Raw genomic sequence first — 22,313 nt, 5'->3', positions numbered from 1 at the left:
TCCTTGATCTCGTTCAGCGACTTGCGGCCGAAGTTCGGGGTGCGAAGCATCTCGCCCTCGGTCTTCTGGATCAGGTCGCCGATGTAGACGATGTTGTCGTTCTTCAGGCAGTTGGCCGAACGGACCGACAGTTCCAGTTCGTCGACCTTCTTCAGCAGGGCCGGGTTGAACGGCAGATCGGGCTTGCCGTCCGTCGCTTCCACAGCCTTCTTCGGCTCGTCGAAGGTGATGAAGATCTGCAGCTGGTCCTGAAGGATGCGCGAGGCGTAGGCCACGGCGTCCACAGGCGACACGGCACCGTTGGTTTCGACTTCCAGCACCAGCTTGTCGTAGTCCAGCGACTGGCCCTGGCGGGTCGGCTCGACGCGATAGGCGACGCGCTTGACCGGCGAATACAGGGCGTCGACGGCGATCAGGCCGATCGGGGCGTCTTCCGGACGGTTGAACTCCGACGCGACATAGCCCTTGCCGTTCTGGACGGTCAGTTCCATGCGGATCGAAGCGCCGTCATCCAGGGTGCAGATGACGTGGTTCGGGTTCAGCACCTCGATGTCCGCGGGGACGTCGATCTGGCCGGCGGTCACGGGGCCGGGGCCGGTGGCGCGCAGGGTCATGCGCTTGGGGCCTTCGGCGTGCATGCGCAGCGCCAGCTGCTTGATGTTCAGCACGATGTCGACGACGTCTTCACGGACGCCTTCCAGCGACGAGAATTCGTGCACGACGCCATCGATCTGGATGGCGGTCACGGCCGCGCCTTGCAGCGACGACAGAAGCACGCGGCGCAGGGCGTTGCCGAGCGTCACACCGAAACCGCGTTCGAGGGGCTCGGCCACCAGGCGCGCCTTGCGCTGGGCGTCGGAGCCGAGTTCGATCTGCGGCTTCTCGGGACGGATCAGCTCTTGCCAGTTACGTTCGATCATAGGTGTCCCTAACGAGTGTCGCCGGTTCCTCTCACCTCGTCAGGGAGGCGGAACCGGCGGAGAATGGGGTCGGCGGCGGTCGGTACGCTTAGACGCGGCGGCGCTTGGGCGGACGGCAACCGTTGTGCGGCATCGGGGTGACGTCGCGGATGGTCGTGATGGTCAGGCCGACCGACTGCAGGGCGCGGAGCGCGGACTCACGGCCGGAACCCGGACCCGAGACGTTGACTTCCAGCGTCTTGACGCCGTGTTCCTGGGCCTTCTTGCCGGCGTCTTCGGCGGCCATCTGGGCGGCGTAAGGGGTCGACTTGCGCGAACCCTTGAAGCCCATGTGACCCGCCGACGACCACGAGATCGCGTTGCCCTGGGCATCGGTGATCGTGATCATGGTGTTGTTGAAAGACGCATTCACGTGGGCGACGCCCGAGGTGATGTTCTTGCGCTCGCGCTTCTTTACGCGACCCGGTTCCTTGGCCATGTGTCTGTCTTACTTCTTCTTGCCGGCGATCGGCTTGGCGGGACCCTTGCGGGTGCGGGCGTTGGTGTGCGTGCGCTGGCCGCGGACCGGCAGGCCCTTGCGGTGACGCAGGCCGCGGTAGCAGGCCAGGTCCATCAGACGCTTGATGTTCATCGACGTCTCGCGGCGCAGGTCGCCCTCGACGGTGTGATCCTTGTCGATCGTCTCGCGGATCTGCAGGACTTCGGCGTCGGTCAGCTGGTTCACGCGGCGCGAGGCCTCGATGCCCACCTTGCCGGTGATGTCCTTGGCGGCGGCGGGGCCGATGCCATGAATGTACTGAAGCGCGATTTCCACGCGCTTGTTGGTCGGAATGTTGACGCCAGCAATACGGGCCACGTAGCTCTCCAGATGCGCGTGATCAGACGCAGAAACCGCTCCGGTCAACAGACCAGGAGCGTGCGCGTCTTTCGCGGAAGCGGGCCTTATACAGGTGATTCAGTTTCCGTCAACCGGCCCGATCATGTTCCGCAGTGCCAGCAGGCCTCGGCCCCGATCGGACTGCCCGGAGGCGTCGGGGTTTCGATGCGTTTGGCCTCCAGCAACTGGTCCAGCCTCTCGCGGTCCTGCAGCAGAGCACCGAGCCAGCGATCATGGGCGCGCTGGACGGGGTCGGAGGCGCGCGATGTCGCCAGACGTGCGGCCAGGACCTCGAGCCGATCGGAGACCACCGCCGCCGTCGTAGCGGAAACCTCGTCGGACCGCAGCAGGCCCGCGAGGGTCAGGATCGTGCGGGCCTGAACCCGGCGCGCGGGTTCGCCGAGGCGGCGGGGGGCGGGTGCGAACACGGCCCCGGTCACCGCGTCCAGGGTCTCGGTCAGGCCGAGGGCCGAGGCGTCGCGGCGTCCGATGTCGGTCAGGCGCTCAAGCAGTTGCGGGGCGAACAGGGCGTTGAGGGTGATATCGGCGGCCGCTTCGGCCGCGCTGCCGGCGTCGAAGACCCGTCCCTGACGCGTGGCGAAGACCTCGATGTCATGCTGGGGGTCGTTGTCACCCGACTGCTGGGCGGCCAGCAGGGCCAGAAGAGTATCCGGCAGGTCGAGCTCCGCGGGCGACAGGGTCGCGATCAGACCCGCGAGCGCAGCCCGCTGGGTCGCGGCGGGGACGGCCGTCGCCGCCTCATGGCCGTCGCCCGTGACCGGGTAGCCATAGTCGAGGCCGCCGACCAGCTTGGCCACCGCGTCGACCTGGTACCGATGATACAGATAGATCGGCACGAGCCGGCGACGCAGGTCGTTCACGGCCGAACCGGCGGGCAGGTTGTCCAACCCGAAATGGTCCAGGGCCACCCGCCGCACCTGCATCAGGTGTTCCAGTTCCGCGACCGGGTCTGAGCCGTTGTCCCAAAGACTGCCCCAGGCCTGGGCGTCGCCGCCGACCCGGGCGTCGGGATCGGAGACGAAGCGCCAGGTCGCAGCCCCGGCAGCGGCACGGCGGTCCAGCTCGGCCTGATCGACATCGGCGTAGAGCCAGTCGATGGCGAACCGGTCCCATCCGCCCATGCCGACGGCGTAGGCGTCCGAGAAATCGAGACGGTCGCCGTTCACCGCGATCTGCGGCACCGGATAGTCCATCACCGAGGCGCGGTCCTGGGTCGAGGCCGCGAAATTGTGCAGCAGGCCGATGGCGTGACCGACCTCGTGCGCCGAGAGCTGCCGGATACGGGCCAGGGCGATGGCCTGAGGATCATTGGGGCCGCCCGCCCCCGTCTGGTCGGCGCCGACGAGGCCTTCGAAGATCAGCATGTCCTGGCGGATCCGTAGCGAACCCAGGAGGACGCTGCCCTTGACGATCTCGCCGGTGCGCGGATCGACCACGCTCTGGCCGTAGGACCAGCTGCGCGTCGCGCGGTTGACCCAGTTGATGACGTTGTAGCGGGCGTCCAGCGGATCGACGCCCTCCGGCAGGACCTCGACGCGGAAGGCATCGATGTATCCGGCGCGGTCGAAGGCGTCGGCCCACCACAGGGCGCCCTCGACCAGGGCCGAGCGGATCGGCTCGGGCGCGGCGCGGTCCACATAGAAGACGATGGGCTCGACCACAGTCGACCGCGCCGCTGACGGATCGGTCTTCACCAGCCGGAAGCGGTTGGCGAGGCGGCTGACGATCGGCGCGTCCAGTGGAGCCGAGAAATCAGTGACCACGGTGCTGAGGGCCCCCGTGCGCGGATCATAGGGGCGCGGGGCATAGCCGGCGTCGGGCAGGCGGATGAAGCTGTGGCGCACTGTGAAGGTCGCCAGCCGGGCGTCGGGCGCGATCTGGCGCAGGACCGGACCGGGGCCGTCGACGGAGAAGGTCAGGCGGGCCTCCAGCTCGACATTGTCAGGGAAGGCTTTGGCCTGGGCGGCGTCGACCATCGTCAGGTCGGCGACGGGACGCAGGGTCCCCTGCCCCGACTGCGCAAGGCTCTGCACGATACCGTGAGCGTCGCGGGTGATGAATCCCGAGATGTCGACCAGGACCGAGCCGTCCGGGGCCGTGGCGAGGACGTCTCCGGCCCAGATCGTGGAGCCGACGAAGGCGTCGCGCGCCGCAGCCTGTTCCTCGGCCGATCCGGCGGGGGCCCGATAGCGGGGGTTTTCAAACTCGGCGACCACGCGTTTGCCGATGCGGCGGAAGGCCAGAACGTTGGTCGGACCGATCTGGGCACGGTCGAGGCCGGTGACGGCGGAGCCGACGCCGGTGCGCAGGGCCGTATGATGGATGACGCGCGCCAAGGTCCCGTCCGCGCCGGCGGCGGGCAGTTGCAGCAGGACCTTGCCCGAGGCCGGGTCGGTGAACAGGGTCAGGAGACCGTCCTGACGCGTCAGGCCCTCGACGCTCGCGGCATAGGTTGGGGGCGTGGTCTGGGCCGCTGCGGGGACCGCCGCTGCACCCATCGCGAGCGCCAGGCCGATCGCCGTCGCCGTCTTGCCGAACCTGAAAGTCATGGACGCCCCCATCGCAACGATGCGGCGCATCTTGGGGGTGATTGCCGGGCGGCTGTCAAACCGCCGGAGCCCTACTGGCGGCCGAAGTTGACCGTGACCGTGACCCGGAAGCCCTCCACCGGGCGGCCCGAGGCCGTCGTCGGCGGGCGGAAGCGGAAATGGGTCTCGGCGACGCGGACGCCGGCGGCGCCGAAGCCGAAGCCCGCCGGAGACTCGTCGACGACCCGGCAGCCTTCCAGACGGGTGTCGGCGCGGATGACGCAGTTGACCGCGCTCCGCCCCGCCCGGCGCTGACGCCGCGCCTCCGGTGGTACAAAGGCCAGTATCTCGCCGCTGGAGGCCCCGCGCAGGATCATGGGGCCCGCGCCCGAGCCCGGCCCGTCGCCTTCCCCGATTCCAGAGCCCGTCCCGCTTCCCTCTCCGCCCTGACCGAGACCGGTGTTCAGGCTGGCCGTCGGGGATGCGCCGACGACCAGCGTCGGGGCCGGCGCGGGCGTCGGCGGAGCGACGGGCAGTTCGGGCGGGCGTTCGGGCGGCGTGGGTGTCACATGCGCGCGGGACGGCGCAGCGGGTGCCCCGCCTCCGGGATCCGCCACGGCTGCGGGAGGAGGCGGCGGAGGCGGTGGCGGCGTGAAGGGTCGGACCAGTTCGACATCGACCGGCGTGCGCAAAGGGACATCAATCGACTCGACCCGTCCCATGCCGATGGCGGCGAACAGTCCCATATGGACCAGGACGACCAGCGCCACAGCGCCCGCCCGGCCCGCATGACGGGCTCGCGGAGAGGATGGAAGATGGACCACGACCGCTTCTACCATGCCCGTCTGAACGCGCGGGAAGGGAGAAGGGTCAGCTCCGGTTCAGGTCAGGCGACGTCCAGGGCCGCATCGATGGCCGAGGCCACCGTCTCGATCGAGCCCATGCCGTCGACCTCGGTCAGCAGACCCTTGTCGCTGTAGTAGGGCAACAGCGGCGCGGTGTTGCGGTTGTAGGCGTCCAGCCGGACCTTGAAGCTCTCCGGATTGTCGTCCGGACGGCCCTGTTCGGCGAAGCGCTTGGAAATCCGCTCCGTCAGCGCAGCATCATCGACCTTGAGCCGGACCACCCGGTCGATCTGCTTGCCCAGCTTGGCGAGCATGGCGTCCAGGGCTTCGGCCTGGGCGATCGTGCGGGGAAAGCCGTCAAAGATGGCGCCGCCGGCCTCTTCGGCTTCCTTCAGACGGGCCTCGATCAGGGCGATGACGATGTCATCGGCGATCAGACCGCCTTGCGCCATGATCTCCTTGCACTGCTGGCCCAGTTCCGAGCCGGAGGCGATGGCCTCGCGCAGCATGTCGCCGGTCGAAAGCTGGACCATGCCACGCTGTTCGACCAGCCGCTTGGCCTGGGTGCCCTTGCCGGCCGCAGGGGGCCCGAACAGGATCAGGTTCATGTTCAGGCCCCTCCCCGGGCTCTTGGGCTCAAGTCGCTTGCGTTTCAGCCAGCCGAACATCGCCTCAGCGACGAACCGGCGCGGGCGCACCGCGTCCGCCACGACCGCGCAGACGGGCCTTCTTGATCAGGCCTTCGTACTGGTGGGCCAGAAGCTGCGACTGGATCTGCGCCACCGTGTCCATGGTCACCGACACGACGATCAGGATCGAGGTGCCGCCGAAGTACAGGCTGTTGCCCATCTGTGCGACCAGCAACTCGGGCAGAAGGCAGACGGCCGTGATGTAGGCGGCTCCGATCACGGTCAGACGGGTCAGGACATAGTCCAGATATTCCGCCGTGCGCTTGCCCGGACGGATGCCCGGCAGGAAGCCGCCGTACTTCCTCAGGTTCTCGGCCGTGTCTTCAGGGTTGAAGGTGATCGAGGTGTAGAAGAAGCAGAAGAAGATGATCAGGGCCGCGTACAGCGCCATGAACAGCGGCTGGCCATGGCTCAGCTGGGCGGTCACGATCGGAAGCCAGCTCATCCATGCCGGCAGATCGGCCGTCGCCGTCATCTGCGCGACCGTGGTCGGCAGGAGCAGCAGCGACGAGGCGAAGATCGGCGGGATGACCCCGGCGGTATTGACCTTCAGCGGCAGGAACGAACGCTCGCCCCCGGCCATCCGGTTGCCTTCCTGGCGCTTCGGATACTGGATCAGCAGACGACGCTGGGCCCGTTCCATGAAGACGATGAAGACGACGGTCGCCACGGCCAGGACCGCGAGGAACAGGAGGGCGAAGGCCGACATCTGACCCTGCTGGGCCAGACCGAGCATACGGGCGACCGTGCCCGGCAGGACCGCGACGATACCGGCGAAGATGATCAGCGAAATGCCGTTGCCGACACCGCGCGCCGTCACCTGCTCACCCAGCCACATCAGGAACATGGTGCCGCCCGTCAGGGAGACGACCGTGGTCGCGATGAAGAAGACGCCGGGCTCGTCAATCAGGCCGGGCTGGGCGTTGAGGCCCGCTGCGATGCCGAAGGACTGGGCCAGAGCCAGGAACACCGTCAGATAGCGGGTGTACTGGTTCAGCTGCTTGCGGCCGCTTTCGCCGCCTTCCTTCTTCAGCTTCTCCCACGGCGGATACACGCTGCCCATCAGCTGGACGATGATCGAGGCCGAGATGTAGGGCGTCACGTTCAGCGCGAAGACGGCCATCCGTTCCACGGCGCCGCCCGAGAACATGTTGAACATGTCCAGGACGCCGCGCTGTCCGTCCGGATCCTGGAAGAACTGCAGGAAGGCGGCGGAGTTGATGCCCGGGATCGGCACATAGGTGCCGATGCGGTAGACGAGAAGCGCGCCAAGCGTGAACAGCAGACGCTTGTGAAGCTCGGTCGCTTTCGCGAACGAGCCCATGTTCATATTGGCGGCGAGTTGTTCGGCGGCCGAAGCCATGTGTCGTTACCCCGACTTGTCAGTACGCGGCGTCCGATCCGCTTCCGAATCCGACGCCTTCGTCCAGATAGGCGAAGGGGGGCCCCTTAGCGAGACCGCCCCCCGCGCTTTATTGGATTAAGCCTTGGCGGCCGTGCGGGTCGTGCGCGCCGAGATCTTGTTGGCGTCGCCACGGGGAGCCTTCGGAGCCGGGACCTTGCCCTTGGCGGCGTTGCGCTTCTCGACGCGCGCCGCAGCCTTGGCTTCAGCAGCGATACGCTCCTGAACGACCGAACCGCCGGCGGCCTCGATCGCCTTGATCGCGCCGGCCGAGGCCGACCACACGATCAGGTTCACGGCCGACTTGAGCTCGCCGGTGCCCAGCAGGCGGACGCCGTCCTTGACGCGACGGATCACGCCGGCGGCGACCAGGGCGTCGCCCTTGATCTCGCCCTTGATGTCCAGCTTGCCGCCGTCAATGGCGTCCTGCAGGCGCCACAGGTTCACTTCGGCCAGCTTCAGGGCGTTGGGATTGTTGAAGCCGCGCTTGGGCATACGCATGTACAGGGGCATCTGGCCGCCTTCGAAGCCGCCGATGGCAACGCCCGAACGCGACTTCTGGCCCTTGACGCCGCGACCGGCGGTCTTGCCCTTGCCCGAACCCGGGCCGCGGCCGACGCGCATACGCTTCTTGTGGGCGCCTTCGTTGTCGCGAATTTCGTTCAGTTTCATGTGCCTGATCCTTTCGGGTTCTAGCGCCCGGGTCAGACCCGGACTCGGCTGGTTGGTCTAAGGCGGGAACGGCGAATGGACCGAACCCGGAACGTCAAGGTCGCGCGCTATAGCGGCTCCCCGGAAAGCAGTAAAGGCGACTCTCGCGAGCCGCCCTCACCGATCGCCCTGTCCTCCCCTGACGGAGAGGAAAAGGCTTACTTTTCGACGATCTCGGTCAGGTGGGCGACCTTGGCGATCATCCCGCGCACCGAGGGGGTGTCTTCCAGCGTGGACTCGCGGCCCATGCGGTTCAGACCCAGGCCCACCAAGGTGGCGCGCTGGTCGTTCTTGCGGCGGATCGGCGAACCGATCTGCTTGATGGTGACGGTCGCCATAATCAGGACTCCACGGCTTCGGCTTCGACCGGCGCCGAGGCGCCGTCGTTGCGGCGGCCCATCAGGTCGGAGACCTTCTTGCCGCGCTTCGAAGCGACCTGGCGCGGCGAGGACTGGACTTTCAGCGCCTCGAACGTCGCACGGATCATGTTGTAGGGGTTGGACGAGCCCGTGGACTTGGCCACGACGTCATGGACGCCGAGGGTTTCCAGGACCGCGCGCATCGGACCGCCCGCGATGACGCCGGTTCCCGGAGGGGCGGCGCGCATCATGATCTTGCCGGCGCCCCAACGGCCGTTGCCGTCGTGGTGCAGGGTGCGATTCTCGCGCAGCGGAACGCGGATCATCGTCTTCTTGGCTTCTTCGGTCGCCTTGCGGATGGCTTCCGGCACTTCGCGCGCCTTGCCGTGACCGAAGCCCACGCGACCCTTGCCGTCGCCGACGACCATCAGGGCTGCGAAGGAGAAACGACGGCCGCCTTTGACGGTGGCTGCGACGCGGTTGATGTGGACCAGCTTTTCGACGATGTCCGAATCCGGACCGTCAGCGACGGGGCCATTGCGGTTGTTGTCGCGACGATTGCGGTCGTTGCCGCCGCCGCCGCCACGTTGAGGCGCCTGTGCCATCTGTCAGATCCCTTAGAAGTTCAGGCCGGCTTCACGCGCGGCATCCGCCAGCGCCTTCACCCGTCCGTGATAGATGTAGCCGCCGCGGTCGAAGACCACATCGGTGACGCCCTTCTCGATGGCGCGCTGGGCGACCAGCTTGCCGATCGCAGCAGCGGCCTCGACGTTCGAGCCCTTGGAGGTGCCGGCCTTTTCGCCTTCCAGCGAAGACGCCGAAGCCACCGTGACGCCCTTGAGGTCGTCGATGATCTGGGCCGAGATGTTCTTGTCCGAGCGGTGCACGGACAGGCGCAGACGCCCGTTGCCGACAGCCTTGAGGCGACGACGGTTGCGCTCGGTGCGCTTCTTGGCTTGTTGTTGCAGAGAAAGAGCCATGGCTTACTTCTTCTTGCCTTCCTTGCGACGAACCTTCTCGCCGGCGTAGCGGACGCCCTTGCCCTTGTAGGGCTCCGGCGGACGCAGCTTGCGGATGTTGGCGGCCAGTTCACCGACCACCTGCTTGTCCGGGCCCGAGATCTTGATCTCGGTCTGCTTCGGCACCGCGAAGGTCACGCCGGCCGGAGCCTTGATGTCCACTTCATGCGAGAAGCCGAGTTGCAGCGACAGGTCGTTGCCCTTCATGGCGGCGCGGTAACCCACGCCGACCAGCTCGAGCGTGCGCTCGAAGCCGTCGGTGACACCGACGACCATGTTGTCGAGCAGCGTGCGCGACAGACCCCACATCGCGCGGGCGCGCTGGGTGTCGGTGCGGATCGCCAGGTTCAGGGCGCCGTCTTCCTGGGTGACCTCGACTTCTTCAGCGACAGTCCACGAACGCTCGGCCTTGGGGCCTTTCACGGTCACGGTCTGGCCGTCGATGGTGACGGTCACGCCTTTCGGCACGGTGATGGGACGTTTTCCGATACGGGACATCTTAGTAGACCCTGCAGAGGACTTCGCCGCCGACGTTGGCGTCGCGAGCAGCGGCGTCGGACATGACACCCTTCGAAGTCGAAAGGATCGAGATGCCCAGGCCGTTCTTGACCGGCTTCAGGTCGGTGATCGCCGAATAGACGCGGCGGCCCGGCTTGGACACGCGAGCGATTTCAGCGATGACCGGCTGGCCGTCGAAATACTTGAGCTCGATCTCGAACTGCGGGAACTCGCCGGGGTTCTGAACCAGCGAATAGCCGCGGATGTAGCCTTCGTCCTGCAGCACGTCGAGGACGCGCTGGCGCAGACGGGAGGCCGGGGTGAGCACTTTCGAACGCTTGCGCATGGCCGCGTTCTTCATGCGAGCGATCATGTCGCTCAGGGGATCGTTGATCATCATGTCTGTCGCTCCCCTTACCAGCTGGACTTCGTCAGGCCCGGGATCTGTCCCAGGTTGCCGAGTTCGCGCAGCGCGATCCGGCTCATCTTGAGCTTGCGATAGAAGGCCCGCGGACGGCCCGTCACTTCGCAGCGGTTGCGGATCCGGACGGCGGCCGAGTTACGCGGCAGCTCGGCCAGCTTCAGGCGGGCGTCGAAACGCTCTTCCAGAGGCAGGCTCTCGTCGTTGGCGGTCGCCTTGAGGGCGGCCCGCTTCGCGGCATACTTCGCAACCATGGCCTTGACCATTTCGTTGCGGTTTACGGCGCTTTTCTTTGCCATTTTGCTTTTCCCTTCCCGCTCAGTTCTTCACGAACGGGAACTTGAACTCGGTCAGAAGCGCGCGCGCCTCGTCGTCGGTCCTGGCCGTGGTGCAGACGATGATGTCCATGCCCCACATCTGGTCGATCTGGTCGTAATTGATCTCCGGGAACACGATGTGCTCCTTGAGGCCCATGGCGTAGTTGCCGCGACCGTCGAACGACGTCGGCTTGAGGCCACGGAAGTCCTTCACGCGCGGCAGGGCGATCGTGATCAGACGGTCGAGGAACTCGTACATCTGGTCGCCGCGCAGGGTGACCTTGCCGCCGATGACCATGCCTTCGCGCAGCTTGAAGCCGGCGATGGAGTTGCGGGCCTTGGTGGCCACAGCCTTCTGGCCGGCGATCGCGGTCAGATCCTTGAGGGCCGCATTGGCCTTCTTGGAGTCGGCGACGGCTTCACCGATGCCCATGTTCAGGACGATCTTGTCCAGACGCGGCATCTGCATCGGGTTGGTGTAACCGAACTTCTCGGTCATCACGCCCTTGATGCGGTCGTTGAACTCGGTCTTGAGCCGCGGGGTGTATTTGGTATCGGCCATTAGATGACGTCTCCGGTCGTCTTGGCGAAGCGAACCTTCTTGTCGCCTTCCATGCGGAAGCCGACGCGGCTCGCCTTGCCGTTGGCGTCGGCGATCGCGACGTTCGACAGGTGAAGCGACGCTTCCTTGTTCTTGATGCCGCCCTGGGGGTCGCCCTGGGTCGGACGCGTGTGGCGCTGGACCATGTTCACGCCCTGGACCAGGACGCGGTTTTCGGTCGGCAGCACCTTGGTGACTTCACCGGTGCGGCCCTTGTCCTTGCCGGCGAGGACGACGACGCGGTCGCCCTTTTTGATCTTGGCGGCCATGGTTACAGGACCTCCGGGGCCAGCGAGATGATCTTCATGTGGTTCTTGGCGCGCAGTTCGCGAGGAACAGGGCCGAAGATCCGCGTGCCGACCGGCTCGTTCTGCTTGTTGACGATGACGGCGGCCGACTTGTCGAAACGAATGACCGAGCCGTCCTTGCGCTGGATGTCCTTGGCGGTGCGCACGACGATCGCGCGAACCACTTCACCCTTTTTGACGCGGCCACGAGGAATCGCTTCCTTGACCGAGGCGACGATCGTGTCGCCCACCGAGGCGTAGCGACGCTTAGCGCCGCCGAGCACCTTGATGCACATGACCCGGCGAGCACCCGAATTATCGGCTACCTCCAGGTTAGTTTGCATCTGGATCATAGTGTCAGATCCCTCTGATTACGACGCCGAGGCCGGGGTGTCCTTCGAGAGGACCTCCCAACGCTTCAGCTTGGACTTCGGGGCGCACTCGACGATGCGGGCGACGTCGCCTTCTTTGAAGGCGTTCGCTTCGTCGTGGGCGTGGTACTTCTTGGAGAGGCGCACGATCTTCTTCATGACCGGGTGCAGCAGCGTGCGTTGGACGACGACGACGACGGTCTTGTCGCCCTTGTCGGACACGACCACGCCTTCGAGAATTCGCTTGGGCATAGTGGTTTCCTTACGAGGCCGACCGCTTCTCACGCAGAAGCGTCGAGATGCGGGCGATGTCTTTGCGAACTTCACCAACGCGGTGAGTCTTTTCCATCTGGCCGGTGGCGGCCTGGAAGCGCAGGTTGAATTGCTCTTTCTTCAGCGAGAGCAGCTGGTCGCCCAGCTGGTCCGGCGTCTGCGAGCGCAGATCGGCGATCTTGGTCATCAGGCGACGTGCTCCACGTGCGCGATACCGGCGTCCAGGCGGGTGACCACCTTGGTGCGGACCGGCAGCTTGGCGGCGCCAAGACGCAGCGCCTCGCGGGCGATGTCGTCGGCGACGCCGTCGATTTCAAAGAGGATCCGGCCCGGGTGGCAGCGCGCCGCCCAGTGATCCACGGCGCCCTTGCCCTTGCCCATGCGGACTTCGGCAGGCTTGCCCGAGACGGGAACGTCCGGGAAGACGCGGATCCAGACACGGCCCTGACGCTTCATCTGGCGGGTGATCGCGCGGCGGGCCGCCTCGATCTGACGCGCGGTGATGCGTTCCGGCTCGAGGGTCTTCAGGCCGTACGAACCGAAGTTCAGCGAGAAGCCACCCTTGGCGGCACCGTGGATACGGCCCTTGAAGGCCTTCCGGTACTTGGTTTTCTTAGGCTGCAGCATATTCCCTAGCCCTCACGGCCACGGCGGGGACCACGGTCACCGCGCGGGCCACCACGTTCGCGGCCTTCGTTGGACGACGGGCCGGCAGCTTCCTGGGCCCAGCGCTTGTCCTGGGCCATCGGGTCGTGCTCGAGCACTTCGCCTTTGAACACCCAGACCTTCACGCCGATGATGCCGTAGGTCGTCTTGGCCTGGATGAAGCCGTAGTCGATGTCGGCGCGCAGGGTGTGCAGCGGCACACGGCCTTCGCGATACCATTCCATCCGCGCGATTTCCGCGCCGCCGAGGCGGCCCGACACGTTGATGCGAACGCCCTTGGCGCCCAGGCGCATGGCCGACTGCATCGAACGCTTCATGGCGCGACGGAAGGCGATCCGGCGTTCCAGCTGCTGCGCGATGTTCTCGGCGATCAGCTGGGCGTCGGTTTCGGGCTTCCGGACCTCGACGATGTTCAGGTGAACTTCGCCTTCGGTACGGGCCGAGATGTCCTTGCGGAGCTTCTCGATGTCAGCGCCCTTCTTGCCGATCACGACACCCGGACGGGCGGCGTAGATCGTCACGCGGCACTTCTTGTGCGGACGCTCGATGATGATGCGCGAGACGCCGGCGGCGTTCAGGCGTTCCTTGAGCCACGTGCGCAGCGCCAGGTCCTGGTGCAGCAGACGGGCGTAGGTCGGGCCGTCGGCGAACCAGCGGCTGTCCCACGTACGGTTCACGCCGAGGCGGAAACCGATCGGATTGATTTTCTGACCCATATCAGGCGGCCTCGCCGGCTTCACGGACCACGATGGTGATCTCGCTGAACGGTTTCAGGATACGCGACGAGCGACCACGAGCACGGCTCGCGAAACGCTTCATCACCAGGTTCTTGCCCACGAAGGCCTCGGCGACCACCAGATTGTCGATGTCGAGGTTGTGGTTGTTCTCGGCGTTCGACACGGCCGAATACAGAACCTTGCGGACGTCGTCCGAGATGCGCTTGCGGCTGAACTCGAGTTCGTTCAGCGCCTTCTGCACCGGCAGACCACGGATCGAGGCGGCGACCAGATTCAGCTTCTGGGGGCTGATCCGGACGTTCACCAGCTTGGCGCGGGCTTCGGTCAGACCGACGCGACGGGGATTGTTGGTCTTTGGCATCTTACTTCCGCTTCGCCTTCTTGTCCGCGGCGTGGCCGGGGAACGAACGGGTGGGCGAGAACTCGCCCAGCTTCATGCCGACCATGTCCTCGTTCACGTGCACGGGAACGTGCTTGTGACCGTTGTGGACGCCGAACGTCAGGCCCACGAACTGCGGCAGGATGGTGGAGCGGCGCGACCAGGTCTTGATCACGTCCTTGCGGCCCGACGTCGAAACGGCGTCGGCCTTCTTGAGCAGATACCCGTCGACGAACGGGCCTTTCCAGGAGGAACGAGCCATCTTTAGCGAGCCTTCTTAACGTGGCGGGTACGGATGATGAACTTGTCCGTCGCCTTGTTCTTGCGGGTGCGGGTGCCCTTGGTGTCCTTGCCCCACGGCGTAACCGGGGTCCGACCACCAGAGGTCCGGCCTTCACCACCACCGTGCGGGTGGTCGATCGGGTTCATGGCGACGCCGCGAACATGCGGGCGGAAGCCCATGTGACGAACGCGACCGGCCTTGCCGAGGTTCTGGTTCATGTGGTCGGCGTTCGAAACGGCGCCCACCGTGGCCATGCAGCCGTCCAGAACCATGCGCAGTTCGCCGGAGCCGAGGCGGATCTGGGCGTAACCCTGATCGCGACCCACCAGCTGGGCGTAGGCGCCGGCCGAACGGGCCAGCTGGGCGCCCTTGCCCGGCTTCATTTCCACGCAGTGGATGATGGTGCCGACGGGGATCGAGCGCAGCGGCATGGCGTTGCCCGGCTTAACATCCGTCTTTTCGCCGGCCACGATCGTGTCGCCCGCCTTCAGGCGTTGCGGCGCGATGATGTAGGCCTTTTCGCCGTCCTCATAGTTGATGAGGGCGATGAAGGCGGTGCGGTTGGGGTCGTACTCCAGCCGCTCGACGGTCGCCGTCTGGAACTTGCGACGCTTGAAGTCGATCTTGCGATACAGGCGCTTGGCGCCGCCGCCGCGGAAACGGACAGCGATGCGACCGCCCTGACCCCGTCCGCCCGACTTGGTCAGGCCTTCGGTCAGCGACTTTTCCGGACGGCCCTTGAAGAGCTCCGAACGGTCGATCAGCACCAGGGCGCGACGGCCCGGCGAAGTCGGATTGTATGTTTTCAAGGCCATCTGATTAGAGCCCCGTGGTGACGTCGATCGACTGGCCGTCGGCCAGCGTCACGATCGCTTTTTTGATGTCGACCCGACGGCCCATGATGCCGCGGAAGCGCTTGGTCTTGCCCTTCTGGACCAGGGTGTTGACCTTCAGGACGTTGACCTTGAACAGGCTTTCGACTGCAGCGGCGATCTCGTCCTTGGTCGAGGTTCCGGCAACGCGGAACACGACCTTGTTTTGCTCCGACAGGATCGTCGCCTTCTCGGTGATGATCGGCGACAGGATGGTGTCGTAGTGTTTGGCGGTGGGTTGGGCAGCCATTACGCGGCGTCCTTCTCGGCTTGCTCGCGACGCGACGGCTTCATGTCGGCGTAGCGGGCTTCGATGGCTTCGACGGCGGCCTTCGAGAGCACCAGCTTGTCGGCGCGCAGGATGTCATAGACGTTCAGGCCGGCGTTCGGCAGCACGTGGATCTGCGGGATGTTCCGCGAGGCCAGCGCGAAGTTCGCGTCGACTTCCGGACCGGCGATGATCAGCGTGCGGGTCCAGCCCAGCTTGCCGAAGGTCTCGCGCAGGGCGGAGGTCTTGGCGTCCTTGACCGTCAGGGCGTCGACGACGACGAGATCGCCGGACTTCGCCTTGGAGGACAGGGCGTGACGCAGGGCCAGGGCGCGAACCTTCTTGGGAAGGTCGAAACCGTGATCGCGGACGATCGGGCCGAAGGCGCGCGAACCGCCGACGAACTGGGGCGCACGACGCGAACCGTGACGGGCGCCGCCGGTGCCCTTCTGCTTGTACATCTTCTTGCCCGTACGAGAGTTCTCGTTGCGGGTTTGAACCTTGTGGGTGCCGGCGCGGCGCTTGGCCAGCTGCCAGTTGACGTAGCGGGCCAGAAGGTCGCCGCGAATGTCGGTGATGCCGAAGACGGCGTCCGACAGTTCAACGTCGCCCGAGGCCTTGCCGTCGAGTTTGATGACCGAGAGTTTCATTACGCTTCACCGCCTTCGACGGTTTCGACCGCGACCGGCTCTTCAGCCGGCGTTTCGGCCGGAGCGGCTGCAGCGCCGCCCTTGGTCTTGAACGAGCCGGGGAACGGCAGGTCGGCATGCGACTTCTTGTGAGCGTCGCGGACCTTGACCCACGAGCCTTCGTGGCCGGGGACTGCGCCCTTGACCAGGATAAGGCCGCGCTCGGCGTCGACACGGACGACCGTCAGGTTCTGGGTGGTGATCGTCTCGTTACCGAGCTGACCGGCCATCTTCTTGCCCTTGAAGGTCTTGCCCGGGTCCTGACGCTGACCGGTGGAGCCCAGCGAACGGTGCGACAGCGACACGCCGTGCGTGGCCCGCAGACCGCCGAAGTTCCAGCGCTTCATGCCGCCGGCGAAGCCCTTGCCAATCGTCTCGCCCTGGATGTCGACCTTCTGGCCGACGACGAAGTGGTCAGCCGTGAGGGTCGCTCCGACGTCGATCATGGCGTCGTCCGACACGCGGAACTCCATGACGACGTGCTTGGGCTCGACTTCCGCCGTTGCGAAGGTCGTGCGTTGAGCCTTGTTGGTATTCTTTGCCTTCTTGGCCCCGGCGCCCAGCTGCAGGGCGACGTAGCCGTCCCGCTCCTGAGTGCGTTGGCCGACGACCTGACAGTCGTCGAGCTGTAGCACAGTGACCGGAACGTGCGCGCCGTCTTCGGCGAACACGCGGGTCATGCCCAGCTTCTTGGCGATCACGCCCGTGCGCATATCGGATCCCGCCTTTGTTTCTTTAAATCTTGATCTCGACGTCCACGCCGGCGGACAGGTCGAGCTTCATGAGCGCGTCCACGGTCTGCGGGGTGGGGTCGACGATGTCGAGGACACGCTTGTGCGTGCGGATTTCAAACTGCTCGCGCGACTTCTTGTCGACGTGCGGCGAGCGGTTCACGGTGAACTTTTCGATCAGGGTCGGCAGCGGGATCGGACCACGAACAGTGGCGCCCGTGCGCTTGGCCGTATTCACGATTTCGCGCGTCGAAAAGTCGAGGACGCGGTGATCGAAGGCCTTGAGCCTGATGCGGATGCTTTGATCCATATCGGTCGTATTTCCCAAGCAGGCGAACCTGCGTCCTGTGAACCATTTCAAAGACCGGAGCCTTGGGGTCGAAACCCCCAGGTACGCACTTCGCAAAAACGATCGGCCCACGCAGTCTCCCGCGAAGGCCGTGAAGTCCCAAGAAGCTGCAAAGAACAGGCACTCAGGTCGTTCCTGCGAACTGCGTCTGCGGTTTCCCGCACAGCCAGTCCAACAAGAGTTGGCGCTTATGACGATTGATTCCGTTCTGGTCAAGCGGCTCGGGGGTCCGAAGCCGACTTTCTCTCGCGCAGGGGGCGATCCGTCGTCGCCGGCCGAGGTTCTTTCCGTAGGCTACGCTTCAATCCGCAGGGATGAAGACAGCAAGACGGCCCGGGCGGTTCCACTCGCCCGGGCCGTCGCTTCAGCAGACCGAGTTCAGGACGCTCAGTCGCCGATTCGCACCCGGCCTCCGCCCATGACAGACTGGGACACCGAGCCGGTGACCCGGCCGACCCGGACGTCGCCGCCGCCGACCAGGCTGGCTTCGAGGCTGGCGACCGTGCCGGTGACCGTGACGTCGCCCGAACCGGCGACAGCGGCCTCCAGAGGGCCTGTATCGCCAGTGATCGTGATGTCGCCCGAGCCGCCGATGGCCGCATCTACAGAGGTCGGCCGTCCGCCGTTGACGCGGATGTCGCCGGAGCCGCCGATGGCCGCATCGACCTGGCCCGAGGCGCTGACCACCACGATCGTGCCCGAGCCGCCGATGGAAGCGTCAAGATCGCCGGTCGCGCCGGCGGTGATGCGGCCGGACCCGCCGATGGCGACCTCGAGGCTGCCCGACGTCCCGGCGCGGATCGAGCCCGAGCCGCCGATGGACAGGTCCGCGGAGCCGGCCGTGTTGGCCACGGTCCAGTCGCCGCAGCCGCCGCTGCCCAGTTCGATCGAGGTCGCGCCGCGGCCGATGGCGCCGAAGACGGCGGACTGTTCGGTCGAGATGTCCACGGCCGGCGGGGTACGGACCACGATCAGGGGCGCGGTCTCAAGGTTGACCCGGCCGTGCTGGCGGACCTCGACCGAGGCACCCTGGCCCGGCTGGCGGGCGTCGGCGGGGCCGCTCTGGCAGCGGCGGAAGGCGTTGCGGCCGAGGTTGCCGTTGATGCGGACCTCGTCGCCCGAACGGGTCACGGTCGGCAGGGGCAGGCCGCCGGAACCCGGCTCGATCTCGACGGCGATATCGGCGCGGTTCTCGACGATGACCACGACGCGGGCGGCGGCGTAGCGGATGCGGACTTCGCGTTCCGCCTTGGCCGAGGCCGGGGCGGCGGCGCCGAGGGCGGCCAGCAGGGCGATGGAGGCGGCGGCGGTTGCGAAAGCTTTCATGACGGGGGTTCCTCTCCTGAAGTTGAGACGAACCTGACCCTGCGATGAACGGAAGTCAGTTTAACTCGACGTCATGACCTCGAATTCACCTGCCGTCGCCTGAACGGCCCCGCCGTCAGGCGACAGCGCCACCTATGTGAACTCGCGGTAAGGCGGCAGTTCAGGTCTGGAGGGCCCCTGCCCCGTCGGCGGCGCCGACGTCCGGGGTGAAATCGCGCTCGAAATGCTCGATCCGGCTCTTGAGTCCCCCGACCCGGCGCAGGGCCAGGGAGGCGGCCCAGCGGGCGGCCAGTTCCGGGGTCGACATGCCGTCGGTGAAGCGCGGCCGCCCTCCGCGGCTGCGGATCACGGCATTGGTGTAGATGGCGCCGTTGCGGAACCGCGTGGGCCAGGTCTGGAAGTCCATCGACAGGGAGACGCAGAACCTGTCGAGGTTCTCGACCCGGTGCGGCGCATAGAGCGGCCAGGTCAGGGCCTCGCCGGGCTCCAGATCCATGACCTGGGCGTCGGCCTCGAAGGCGCGGTTATAGGGCAATTCCTCGGTCGTTTGCCGGGCCACGACCTGCTCCATCGCCGCCTCGGGCAGATGCGCCTCGTCGCCCGGATAGATGAAGAGCCGTTTGCGGCCCCGCAGATGGAACAGGATCACCCCGGCGGCGTCGAAATGATAGGGCACCTTGGCGACCGGCGAGGAGATGATCAGCTGGCCGGCGTTGGTCACTGCCCTCATGCCGGGATAGGTGGCCTGGATCGTCCGGAACTCGCCCATGGCGGCGTTCCACAGGTCGGGGCAGCCCGCCTCGGCCTGACGCAGGTTGACCCAGAGCCGTCCGGCCTGGATGGCCGCCAGCAACTGGTCGCCCGAGAGACCGCCGCGCGCGCCGGTGCGCAGCGAGACCTGACCCTCGTCGTCGTAGTCATACAGGTTGATGTCGAAGAGCTCGGCCGGATAGCGGTGCAGGATCTCCGCCAGGGCCTCGTCGGTGGCGAAGCCCTGCTCGACCAGGCCGTGGGGGTGCTTTTTGGCCTGATCGATCGGGCCGGGATAGCGGGTGCGGCGGCCAAGGTCTGCAGTCGTGCTGGTCTGGGTCATGCTCATCTCGATCAGGCGGCGTGGCGGGCGCCGCTCACCTTCTTCATGGCCGCGCCGGCGGCGGCGACCGCGCCCATCAGGCGGTTGGCGGGGGTGGTCTCGCAGGCCTCGATCGCGGCCCAGCGGCGTCGCACGCTGGTGCGCAGCCGCTCGCCCCTGCCGCCGGCGGCGGTGTTCAACAGACCCACGGCAGCGTCAGACAGCATCGACCCGACGCCGGGCCTCAGGATCACGGCCTCGCGCACCGTCTGGGTCGCGTTGCAGAAATACTTCTTGTAGCCCTCGCCCCCGAAGCCGAAGTCGAATACCCGGAAGCCCGTCTCGCAGCCCAGCCGCATCGTATCCATGGTCAGGAGGATGCCGGGCGAACAGCGCGCCAGGCCCGGCTCATAGGCCGGGAACCAGAAATGGTAGCGGTCGCCCGCGTGCAGGGAGTATTCGATCGCCGTCAGCCGGTCCCCGGCCCAGAGCGCGGCCATCGAGCCGCCGAAGTCGGCGTGCTCCGAGGCCATCAGGGCGTGCAGCAGATCGCGGGTCCAGCCGCAGGCGAAGATGTCGTGGCGACCGGTGCGGGCATATTGAGCGCGCTTCAGCCCGATCAGATGGTCGAGCAGGCCGGGATCCCTCAGGTCGAGCTCGACGCGGATCGACCCCAGTTCGGTTTCGAGACTGCGGCGGGCCCGCTCCTTGTCCTTGAAGTATTTGCCCCAGGTCTGGCGACGCTCGGCGTACCAGGCGTCGAATCCCTCCTCGGGTGTGACGGTCATCAGGGTCTCGCGCAGCTCGCCGGCGCCCGACGGCCCGACCCAGGCCGAGACGTTCAGCCGGGGCGCATTCAGCAGGGCCGCGACAGTCGCCAGGGACGGTGCCTCGCCCGGCATGGCGATGACGCCGTGATAGTCGTTCATCGGCGCGCCGAGCGGCTGGATGGCCGAGCCGCGCCGCTGGTGCGGGAAATAGCCGATCGTGCGGCCGCCCCGGCTGAAGATCGCGACGGCGGCGTGCGGGCTGACGCGGGACGCGATCTCGGTGAACTCCCAACGGAAATAGGGGCTGGCCAGATCGGGATTGGCCTCGACCATGGCGCGCCACAGCACCCGGTCCGCGACCGTCAACTGGTCCGCCTTGACGACCTCGATCTGTAGCGTTCCGGTCATGCACGTCTCCGACCCGTGCCTTCAAGCAAGGCGCGTTCCGCCTTCAGTCCTAGGCCAGGGGCCGTTTCGGGACGGTGTAATGGCGTGGTGAACGAAAGGTTGGGGAGCCGGAACCGCGCCGGGGCGTTGGGTCCGCGACAGGAGCCTGACCATGACCGACCCCGCCCGCGCCCCGCGCCAGACCGAAAACGAGAACCAGCGCCCCGCCGGCGCCGGCCAGCCGCCGCGGCCCGCGACCGAGCCGGTCGGGTCGAAGGGATCAAGCAACTCCGGCGAGACCGCGACCGACCCGGCGACGGGCAAGCCGAACGGGTAGGTCGGGTCACGACGGCCCGTTTTCCTCTCCGTTCGCCGTGTGGCGACCGGGGAGGTGGCGCGGCGGGGCTTGGCGCCGTGAGGGAGGGGGCGAGGTGGTGTTTGAGTGGGAGGCTGGCGAGGGCACATGCGGTGAGACCGTGTCGCCCCCTCCGTCCGCTCGCGAAGAGCTCGCGTCCACCTCCCCATCGCTACGCGACAGGGAGGAGACATCCGCGTCGTCCACTTCACGTGGCTTAACGCGCACCAGTTCGCCGTCCCGGGTGATGCGGAAGCCCCGCACCGGCCCCTGCTGGTCCAGGGGCTCCCTGAATTCAGAGTCCAGATAGTCCGCAGAGTCCCGTCCGGCCTCTGCGGCCTCGATCTCGCGGGCACGCTCGCGGATCTGGTATTTGCGGGCCTCTTCCTCCTCGGCCCAGCGGCGGAGTTCGCCCTCCCGGGCGTCGATGATTTCGCAGACCTTGTGCCAGCGCATGAACTCGGCCGGGTCGCCACGCAGGACAGCGCGCGTCATCCGGGCCTCGGCGACGCCCGACAGGTCGCCCCATTCGATCAGGTCGAGATTTCCGAAAATGCGCTCTTCGAGCAGACGGCCCTCGTCCCAGGGATCGAGCGACTGGGGCGGGATCCACGGCTGGTCCGAGCGTCGCCAGCCCTCGCGCGCCGCCCGGTTGCGCAAGGCCGACAGGCTCACACCGTGCCGCCGGCAGCAGTCGGGCCCCGACAGGCCGGCGAGATAGTCGGCCTTCACTGTGTCCCAGACCTCATCGGGAGCGACCTGCCGGCCGCTGTTTGTCACCTGCTCATCCATGTCCGTGCCTCCGCAAAAGGACCGGACAGTGTGAGGGCGTTTCAGGGGGTGATGGGTAAAAGGGCTCTCATCAGAGCCGGGCGTTGATCCGATTGGGGAAATCGGGGGATGTGTTGATGGGTATGGGCCCGTTTCCCTTCTCCCCTTGCGGGAGAAGGTGGCAGCCGAAGGCTGACGGATGAGGGGTCGTGCCGGCGGCTGGACTGAGGGCTTGCGACGTTCACTTCAAACGTCGGCGTGACCCCTCATCCGACTTCGCTTCGCTCAGCCACCTTCTCCCGCAAGGGGAGAAGGGAAAACGAAAAAGGCCCCCCGGTTCGCACCGGGGGGCCTTCTTTCTTGTCAGCCTATGCTCGCCTCAGCGGAGGCTCGCGGCTTCTTACTCGACGATCTTGGCGACGACGCCGGCGCCGACGGTGCGGCCGCCTTCACGGATGGCGAAGCGGAGCTTCTCTTCCATGGCGATCGGGGTGATCAGTTCGACGTTCAGCTCGGCGT

34 protein-coding genes are annotated in these 22,313 nt (G+C 66.6%); 1 reads left to right on the top strand and 33 read right to left on the bottom strand.

Features of this window, described 5'->3' with window-relative positions; translation table 11 throughout:
• The 31 genes from Q0044_RS01505 to Q0044_RS01355 form a co-directional block, all read right to left on the bottom strand.
• On the bottom strand, positions 1-920 hold a 920-nt coding region (locus Q0044_RS01505), incomplete at its 3' end, for a DNA-directed RNA polymerase subunit alpha (RefSeq protein ID WP_298158597.1).
• Positions 921-1,008: 88 nt separating this feature from the next.
• Positions 1,009-1,398 carry a 30S ribosomal protein S11 gene (rpsK, locus tag Q0044_RS01500; RefSeq protein ID WP_013268944.1) on the bottom strand — a complete coding sequence of 130 codons (390 nt, stop codon included), beginning with the start codon at positions 1,396-1,398 and terminating at the stop codon, positions 1,009-1,011.
• A 9-nt stretch (positions 1,399-1,407) separates the two neighbouring features.
• Positions 1,408-1,776: a 30S ribosomal protein S13 gene (rpsM, locus tag Q0044_RS01495; RefSeq protein ID WP_077357905.1), complete on the bottom strand. Its 369-nt coding sequence runs from the start codon at positions 1,774-1,776 to the stop codon at positions 1,408-1,410.
• Positions 1,777-1,898: 122 nt separating this feature from the next.
• Positions 1,899-4,367, bottom strand: a complete 2,469-nt coding sequence (locus Q0044_RS01490) for a zinc-dependent metalloprotease (RefSeq protein ID WP_298158589.1) — start codon at positions 4,365-4,367, stop codon at positions 1,899-1,901.
• 71 nt (positions 4,368-4,438) lie between these two features.
• On the bottom strand, positions 4,439-5,116 hold the full coding sequence (locus Q0044_RS01485; RefSeq protein WP_298158586.1) for an energy transducer TonB: 678 nt from the start codon (positions 5,114-5,116) through the stop codon (positions 4,439-4,441).
• 116 nt (positions 5,117-5,232) lie between these two features.
• Complete coding sequence (locus Q0044_RS01480; RefSeq protein ID WP_298158583.1) at positions 5,233-5,799, bottom strand: adenylate kinase; 567 nt, start codon at positions 5,797-5,799, stop codon at positions 5,233-5,235.
• Between the two features lie 64 nt (positions 5,800-5,863).
• Positions 5,864-7,243, bottom strand: a complete 1,380-nt coding sequence (gene secY / locus Q0044_RS01475; protein ID WP_298158580.1) for a preprotein translocase subunit SecY — start codon at positions 7,241-7,243, stop codon at positions 5,864-5,866.
• Between the two features lie 117 nt (positions 7,244-7,360).
• Positions 7,361-7,954: a 50S ribosomal protein L15 gene (rplO, locus tag Q0044_RS01470; RefSeq protein WP_524536144.1), complete on the bottom strand. Its 594-nt coding sequence runs from the start codon at positions 7,952-7,954 to the stop codon at positions 7,361-7,363.
• Positions 7,955-8,151: 197 nt separating this feature from the next.
• On the bottom strand, positions 8,152-8,331 hold the full coding sequence (rpmD, locus tag Q0044_RS01465; RefSeq protein WP_298158578.1) for a 50S ribosomal protein L30: 180 nt from the start codon (positions 8,329-8,331) through the stop codon (positions 8,152-8,154).
• 2 nt (positions 8,332-8,333) lie between these two features.
• Complete coding sequence (gene rpsE / locus Q0044_RS01460; RefSeq protein ID WP_298158576.1) at positions 8,334-8,957, bottom strand: 30S ribosomal protein S5; 624 nt, start codon at positions 8,955-8,957, stop codon at positions 8,334-8,336.
• A gap of 12 nt (positions 8,958-8,969) precedes the next feature.
• Positions 8,970-9,332: a 50S ribosomal protein L18 gene (gene rplR / locus Q0044_RS01455; protein WP_298158573.1), complete on the bottom strand. Its 363-nt coding sequence runs from the start codon at positions 9,330-9,332 to the stop codon at positions 8,970-8,972.
• Between the two features lie 3 nt (positions 9,333-9,335).
• On the bottom strand, positions 9,336-9,869 hold the full coding sequence (rplF, locus tag Q0044_RS01450) for a 50S ribosomal protein L6 (RefSeq protein ID WP_298158571.1): 534 nt from the start codon (positions 9,867-9,869) through the stop codon (positions 9,336-9,338).
• Position 9,870: 1 nt separating this feature from the next.
• Positions 9,871-10,269, bottom strand: a complete 399-nt coding sequence (gene rpsH / locus Q0044_RS01445) for a 30S ribosomal protein S8 (protein ID WP_271085879.1) — start codon at positions 10,267-10,269, stop codon at positions 9,871-9,873.
• A 14-nt stretch (positions 10,270-10,283) separates the two neighbouring features.
• Positions 10,284-10,589, bottom strand: coding sequence for a 30S ribosomal protein S14 (rpsN, locus tag Q0044_RS01440; protein WP_298158567.1), 306 nt, complete (start codon positions 10,587-10,589; stop codon positions 10,284-10,286).
• A 19-nt stretch (positions 10,590-10,608) separates the two neighbouring features.
• Positions 10,609-11,169, bottom strand: coding sequence for a 50S ribosomal protein L5 (gene rplE / locus Q0044_RS01435; protein ID WP_298158565.1), 561 nt, complete (start codon positions 11,167-11,169; stop codon positions 10,609-10,611).
• Positions 11,169-11,477 (bottom strand): 50S ribosomal protein L24, encoded by a 309-nt coding sequence (gene rplX / locus Q0044_RS01430; protein WP_298158563.1) that lies wholly within the window; start codon positions 11,475-11,477, stop codon positions 11,169-11,171. The genes rplE and rplX overlap by 1 nt, the downstream gene beginning before the upstream one ends.
• A gap of 2 nt (positions 11,478-11,479) precedes the next feature.
• Positions 11,480-11,848, bottom strand: a complete 369-nt coding sequence (gene rplN / locus Q0044_RS01425) for a 50S ribosomal protein L14 (RefSeq protein ID WP_077354965.1) — start codon at positions 11,846-11,848, stop codon at positions 11,480-11,482.
• Between the two features lie 18 nt (positions 11,849-11,866).
• Complete coding sequence (rpsQ, locus tag Q0044_RS01420) at positions 11,867-12,118, bottom strand: 30S ribosomal protein S17 (RefSeq protein ID WP_183213200.1); 252 nt, start codon at positions 12,116-12,118, stop codon at positions 11,867-11,869.
• Positions 12,119-12,128: 10 nt separating this feature from the next.
• Positions 12,129-12,326, bottom strand: a complete 198-nt coding sequence (gene rpmC / locus Q0044_RS01415) for a 50S ribosomal protein L29 (protein ID WP_271085875.1) — start codon at positions 12,324-12,326, stop codon at positions 12,129-12,131.
• Positions 12,326-12,766 carry a 50S ribosomal protein L16 gene (rplP, locus tag Q0044_RS01410; protein ID WP_298158555.1) on the bottom strand — a complete coding sequence of 147 codons (441 nt, stop codon included), beginning with the start codon at positions 12,764-12,766 and terminating at the stop codon, positions 12,326-12,328. Before rplP ends, rpmC begins: the two co-directional genes overlap by 1 nt.
• Before the next feature lie 5 nt (positions 12,767-12,771).
• The gene (gene rpsC, locus Q0044_RS01405; protein ID WP_298158554.1) at positions 12,772-13,521 is read right to left on the bottom strand and encodes a 30S ribosomal protein S3; all 750 of its coding nucleotides are present in this window, start codon (positions 13,519-13,521) and stop codon (positions 12,772-12,774) included.
• A 1-nt stretch (position 13,522) separates the two neighbouring features.
• Positions 13,523-13,903 carry a 50S ribosomal protein L22 gene (gene rplV, locus Q0044_RS01400; protein ID WP_298158552.1) on the bottom strand — a complete coding sequence of 127 codons (381 nt, stop codon included), beginning with the start codon at positions 13,901-13,903 and terminating at the stop codon, positions 13,523-13,525.
• A gap of 1 nt (position 13,904) precedes the next feature.
• On the bottom strand, positions 13,905-14,183 hold the full coding sequence (gene rpsS, locus Q0044_RS01395) for a 30S ribosomal protein S19 (RefSeq protein WP_013268924.1): 279 nt from the start codon (positions 14,181-14,183) through the stop codon (positions 13,905-13,907).
• A gap of 2 nt (positions 14,184-14,185) precedes the next feature.
• Entirely contained in the window at positions 14,186-15,019 is an 834-nt protein-coding gene (gene rplB, locus Q0044_RS01390; RefSeq protein WP_298158550.1) for a 50S ribosomal protein L2, read from the bottom strand.
• Positions 15,020-15,023: 4 nt separating this feature from the next.
• The gene (locus tag Q0044_RS01385; protein ID WP_298158548.1) at positions 15,024-15,326 is read right to left on the bottom strand and encodes a 50S ribosomal protein L23; all 303 of its coding nucleotides are present in this window, start codon (positions 15,324-15,326) and stop codon (positions 15,024-15,026) included.
• The gene (gene rplD, locus Q0044_RS01380) at positions 15,326-15,994 is read right to left on the bottom strand and encodes a 50S ribosomal protein L4 (RefSeq protein WP_298158546.1); all 669 of its coding nucleotides are present in this window, start codon (positions 15,992-15,994) and stop codon (positions 15,326-15,328) included. The genes Q0044_RS01385 and rplD overlap by 1 nt, the downstream gene beginning before the upstream one ends.
• Positions 15,994-16,746: a 50S ribosomal protein L3 gene (gene rplC, locus Q0044_RS01375; RefSeq protein ID WP_298158544.1), complete on the bottom strand. Its 753-nt coding sequence runs from the start codon at positions 16,744-16,746 to the stop codon at positions 15,994-15,996. Before rplC ends, rplD begins: the two co-directional genes overlap by 1 nt.
• 22 nt (positions 16,747-16,768) lie before the next feature.
• Entirely contained in the window at positions 16,769-17,074 is a 306-nt protein-coding gene (gene rpsJ, locus Q0044_RS01370) for a 30S ribosomal protein S10 (protein WP_003164367.1), read from the bottom strand.
• A gap of 426 nt (positions 17,075-17,500) precedes the next feature.
• Positions 17,501-18,439, bottom strand: a complete 939-nt coding sequence (locus tag Q0044_RS01365) for a GIN domain-containing protein (RefSeq protein ID WP_298158543.1) — start codon at positions 18,437-18,439, stop codon at positions 17,501-17,503.
• A 160-nt stretch (positions 18,440-18,599) separates the two neighbouring features.
• Positions 18,600-19,532 carry a cupin-like domain-containing protein gene (locus Q0044_RS01360; protein WP_298158541.1) on the bottom strand — a complete coding sequence of 311 codons (933 nt, stop codon included), beginning with the start codon at positions 19,530-19,532 and terminating at the stop codon, positions 18,600-18,602.
• An 11-nt stretch (positions 19,533-19,543) separates the two neighbouring features.
• Positions 19,544-20,689, bottom strand: a complete 1,146-nt coding sequence (locus tag Q0044_RS01355) for a GNAT family N-acetyltransferase (RefSeq protein ID WP_298158539.1) — start codon at positions 20,687-20,689, stop codon at positions 19,544-19,546.
• A 151-nt stretch (positions 20,690-20,840) separates the two neighbouring features.
• On the opposite strand from Q0044_RS01355, the gene Q0044_RS01350 reads away from it, so the two are divergent.
• The gene (locus tag Q0044_RS01350) at positions 20,841-21,005 is read left to right on the top strand and encodes a hypothetical protein (protein ID WP_298158537.1); all 165 of its coding nucleotides are present in this window, start codon (positions 20,841-20,843) and stop codon (positions 21,003-21,005) included.
• Between the two features lie 6 nt (positions 21,006-21,011).
• Here Q0044_RS01350 and Q0044_RS01345 read toward each other — a convergent pair whose 3' ends face one another.
• Positions 21,012-21,803: a hypothetical protein gene (locus Q0044_RS01345; protein WP_298158535.1), complete on the bottom strand. Its 792-nt coding sequence runs from the start codon at positions 21,801-21,803 to the stop codon at positions 21,012-21,014.
• A 391-nt stretch (positions 21,804-22,194) separates the two neighbouring features.
• Positions 22,195-22,313, bottom strand: a 119-nt coding sequence (locus tag Q0044_RS01340; protein ID WP_298158600.1) for an EF-Tu C-terminal domain-related protein, incomplete at its 5' end; no start/stop codon positions are given.

Source organism: Brevundimonas sp., from assembly GCF_027484365.1.
In the GTDB taxonomy this organism is placed as follows: Bacteria; Pseudomonadota; Alphaproteobacteria; order Caulobacterales; family Caulobacteraceae; genus Brevundimonas.
The sequence above is the reverse complement of the archived record's forward strand: the minus strand, read 5'-3'. Positions and strand labels throughout refer to the sequence as shown.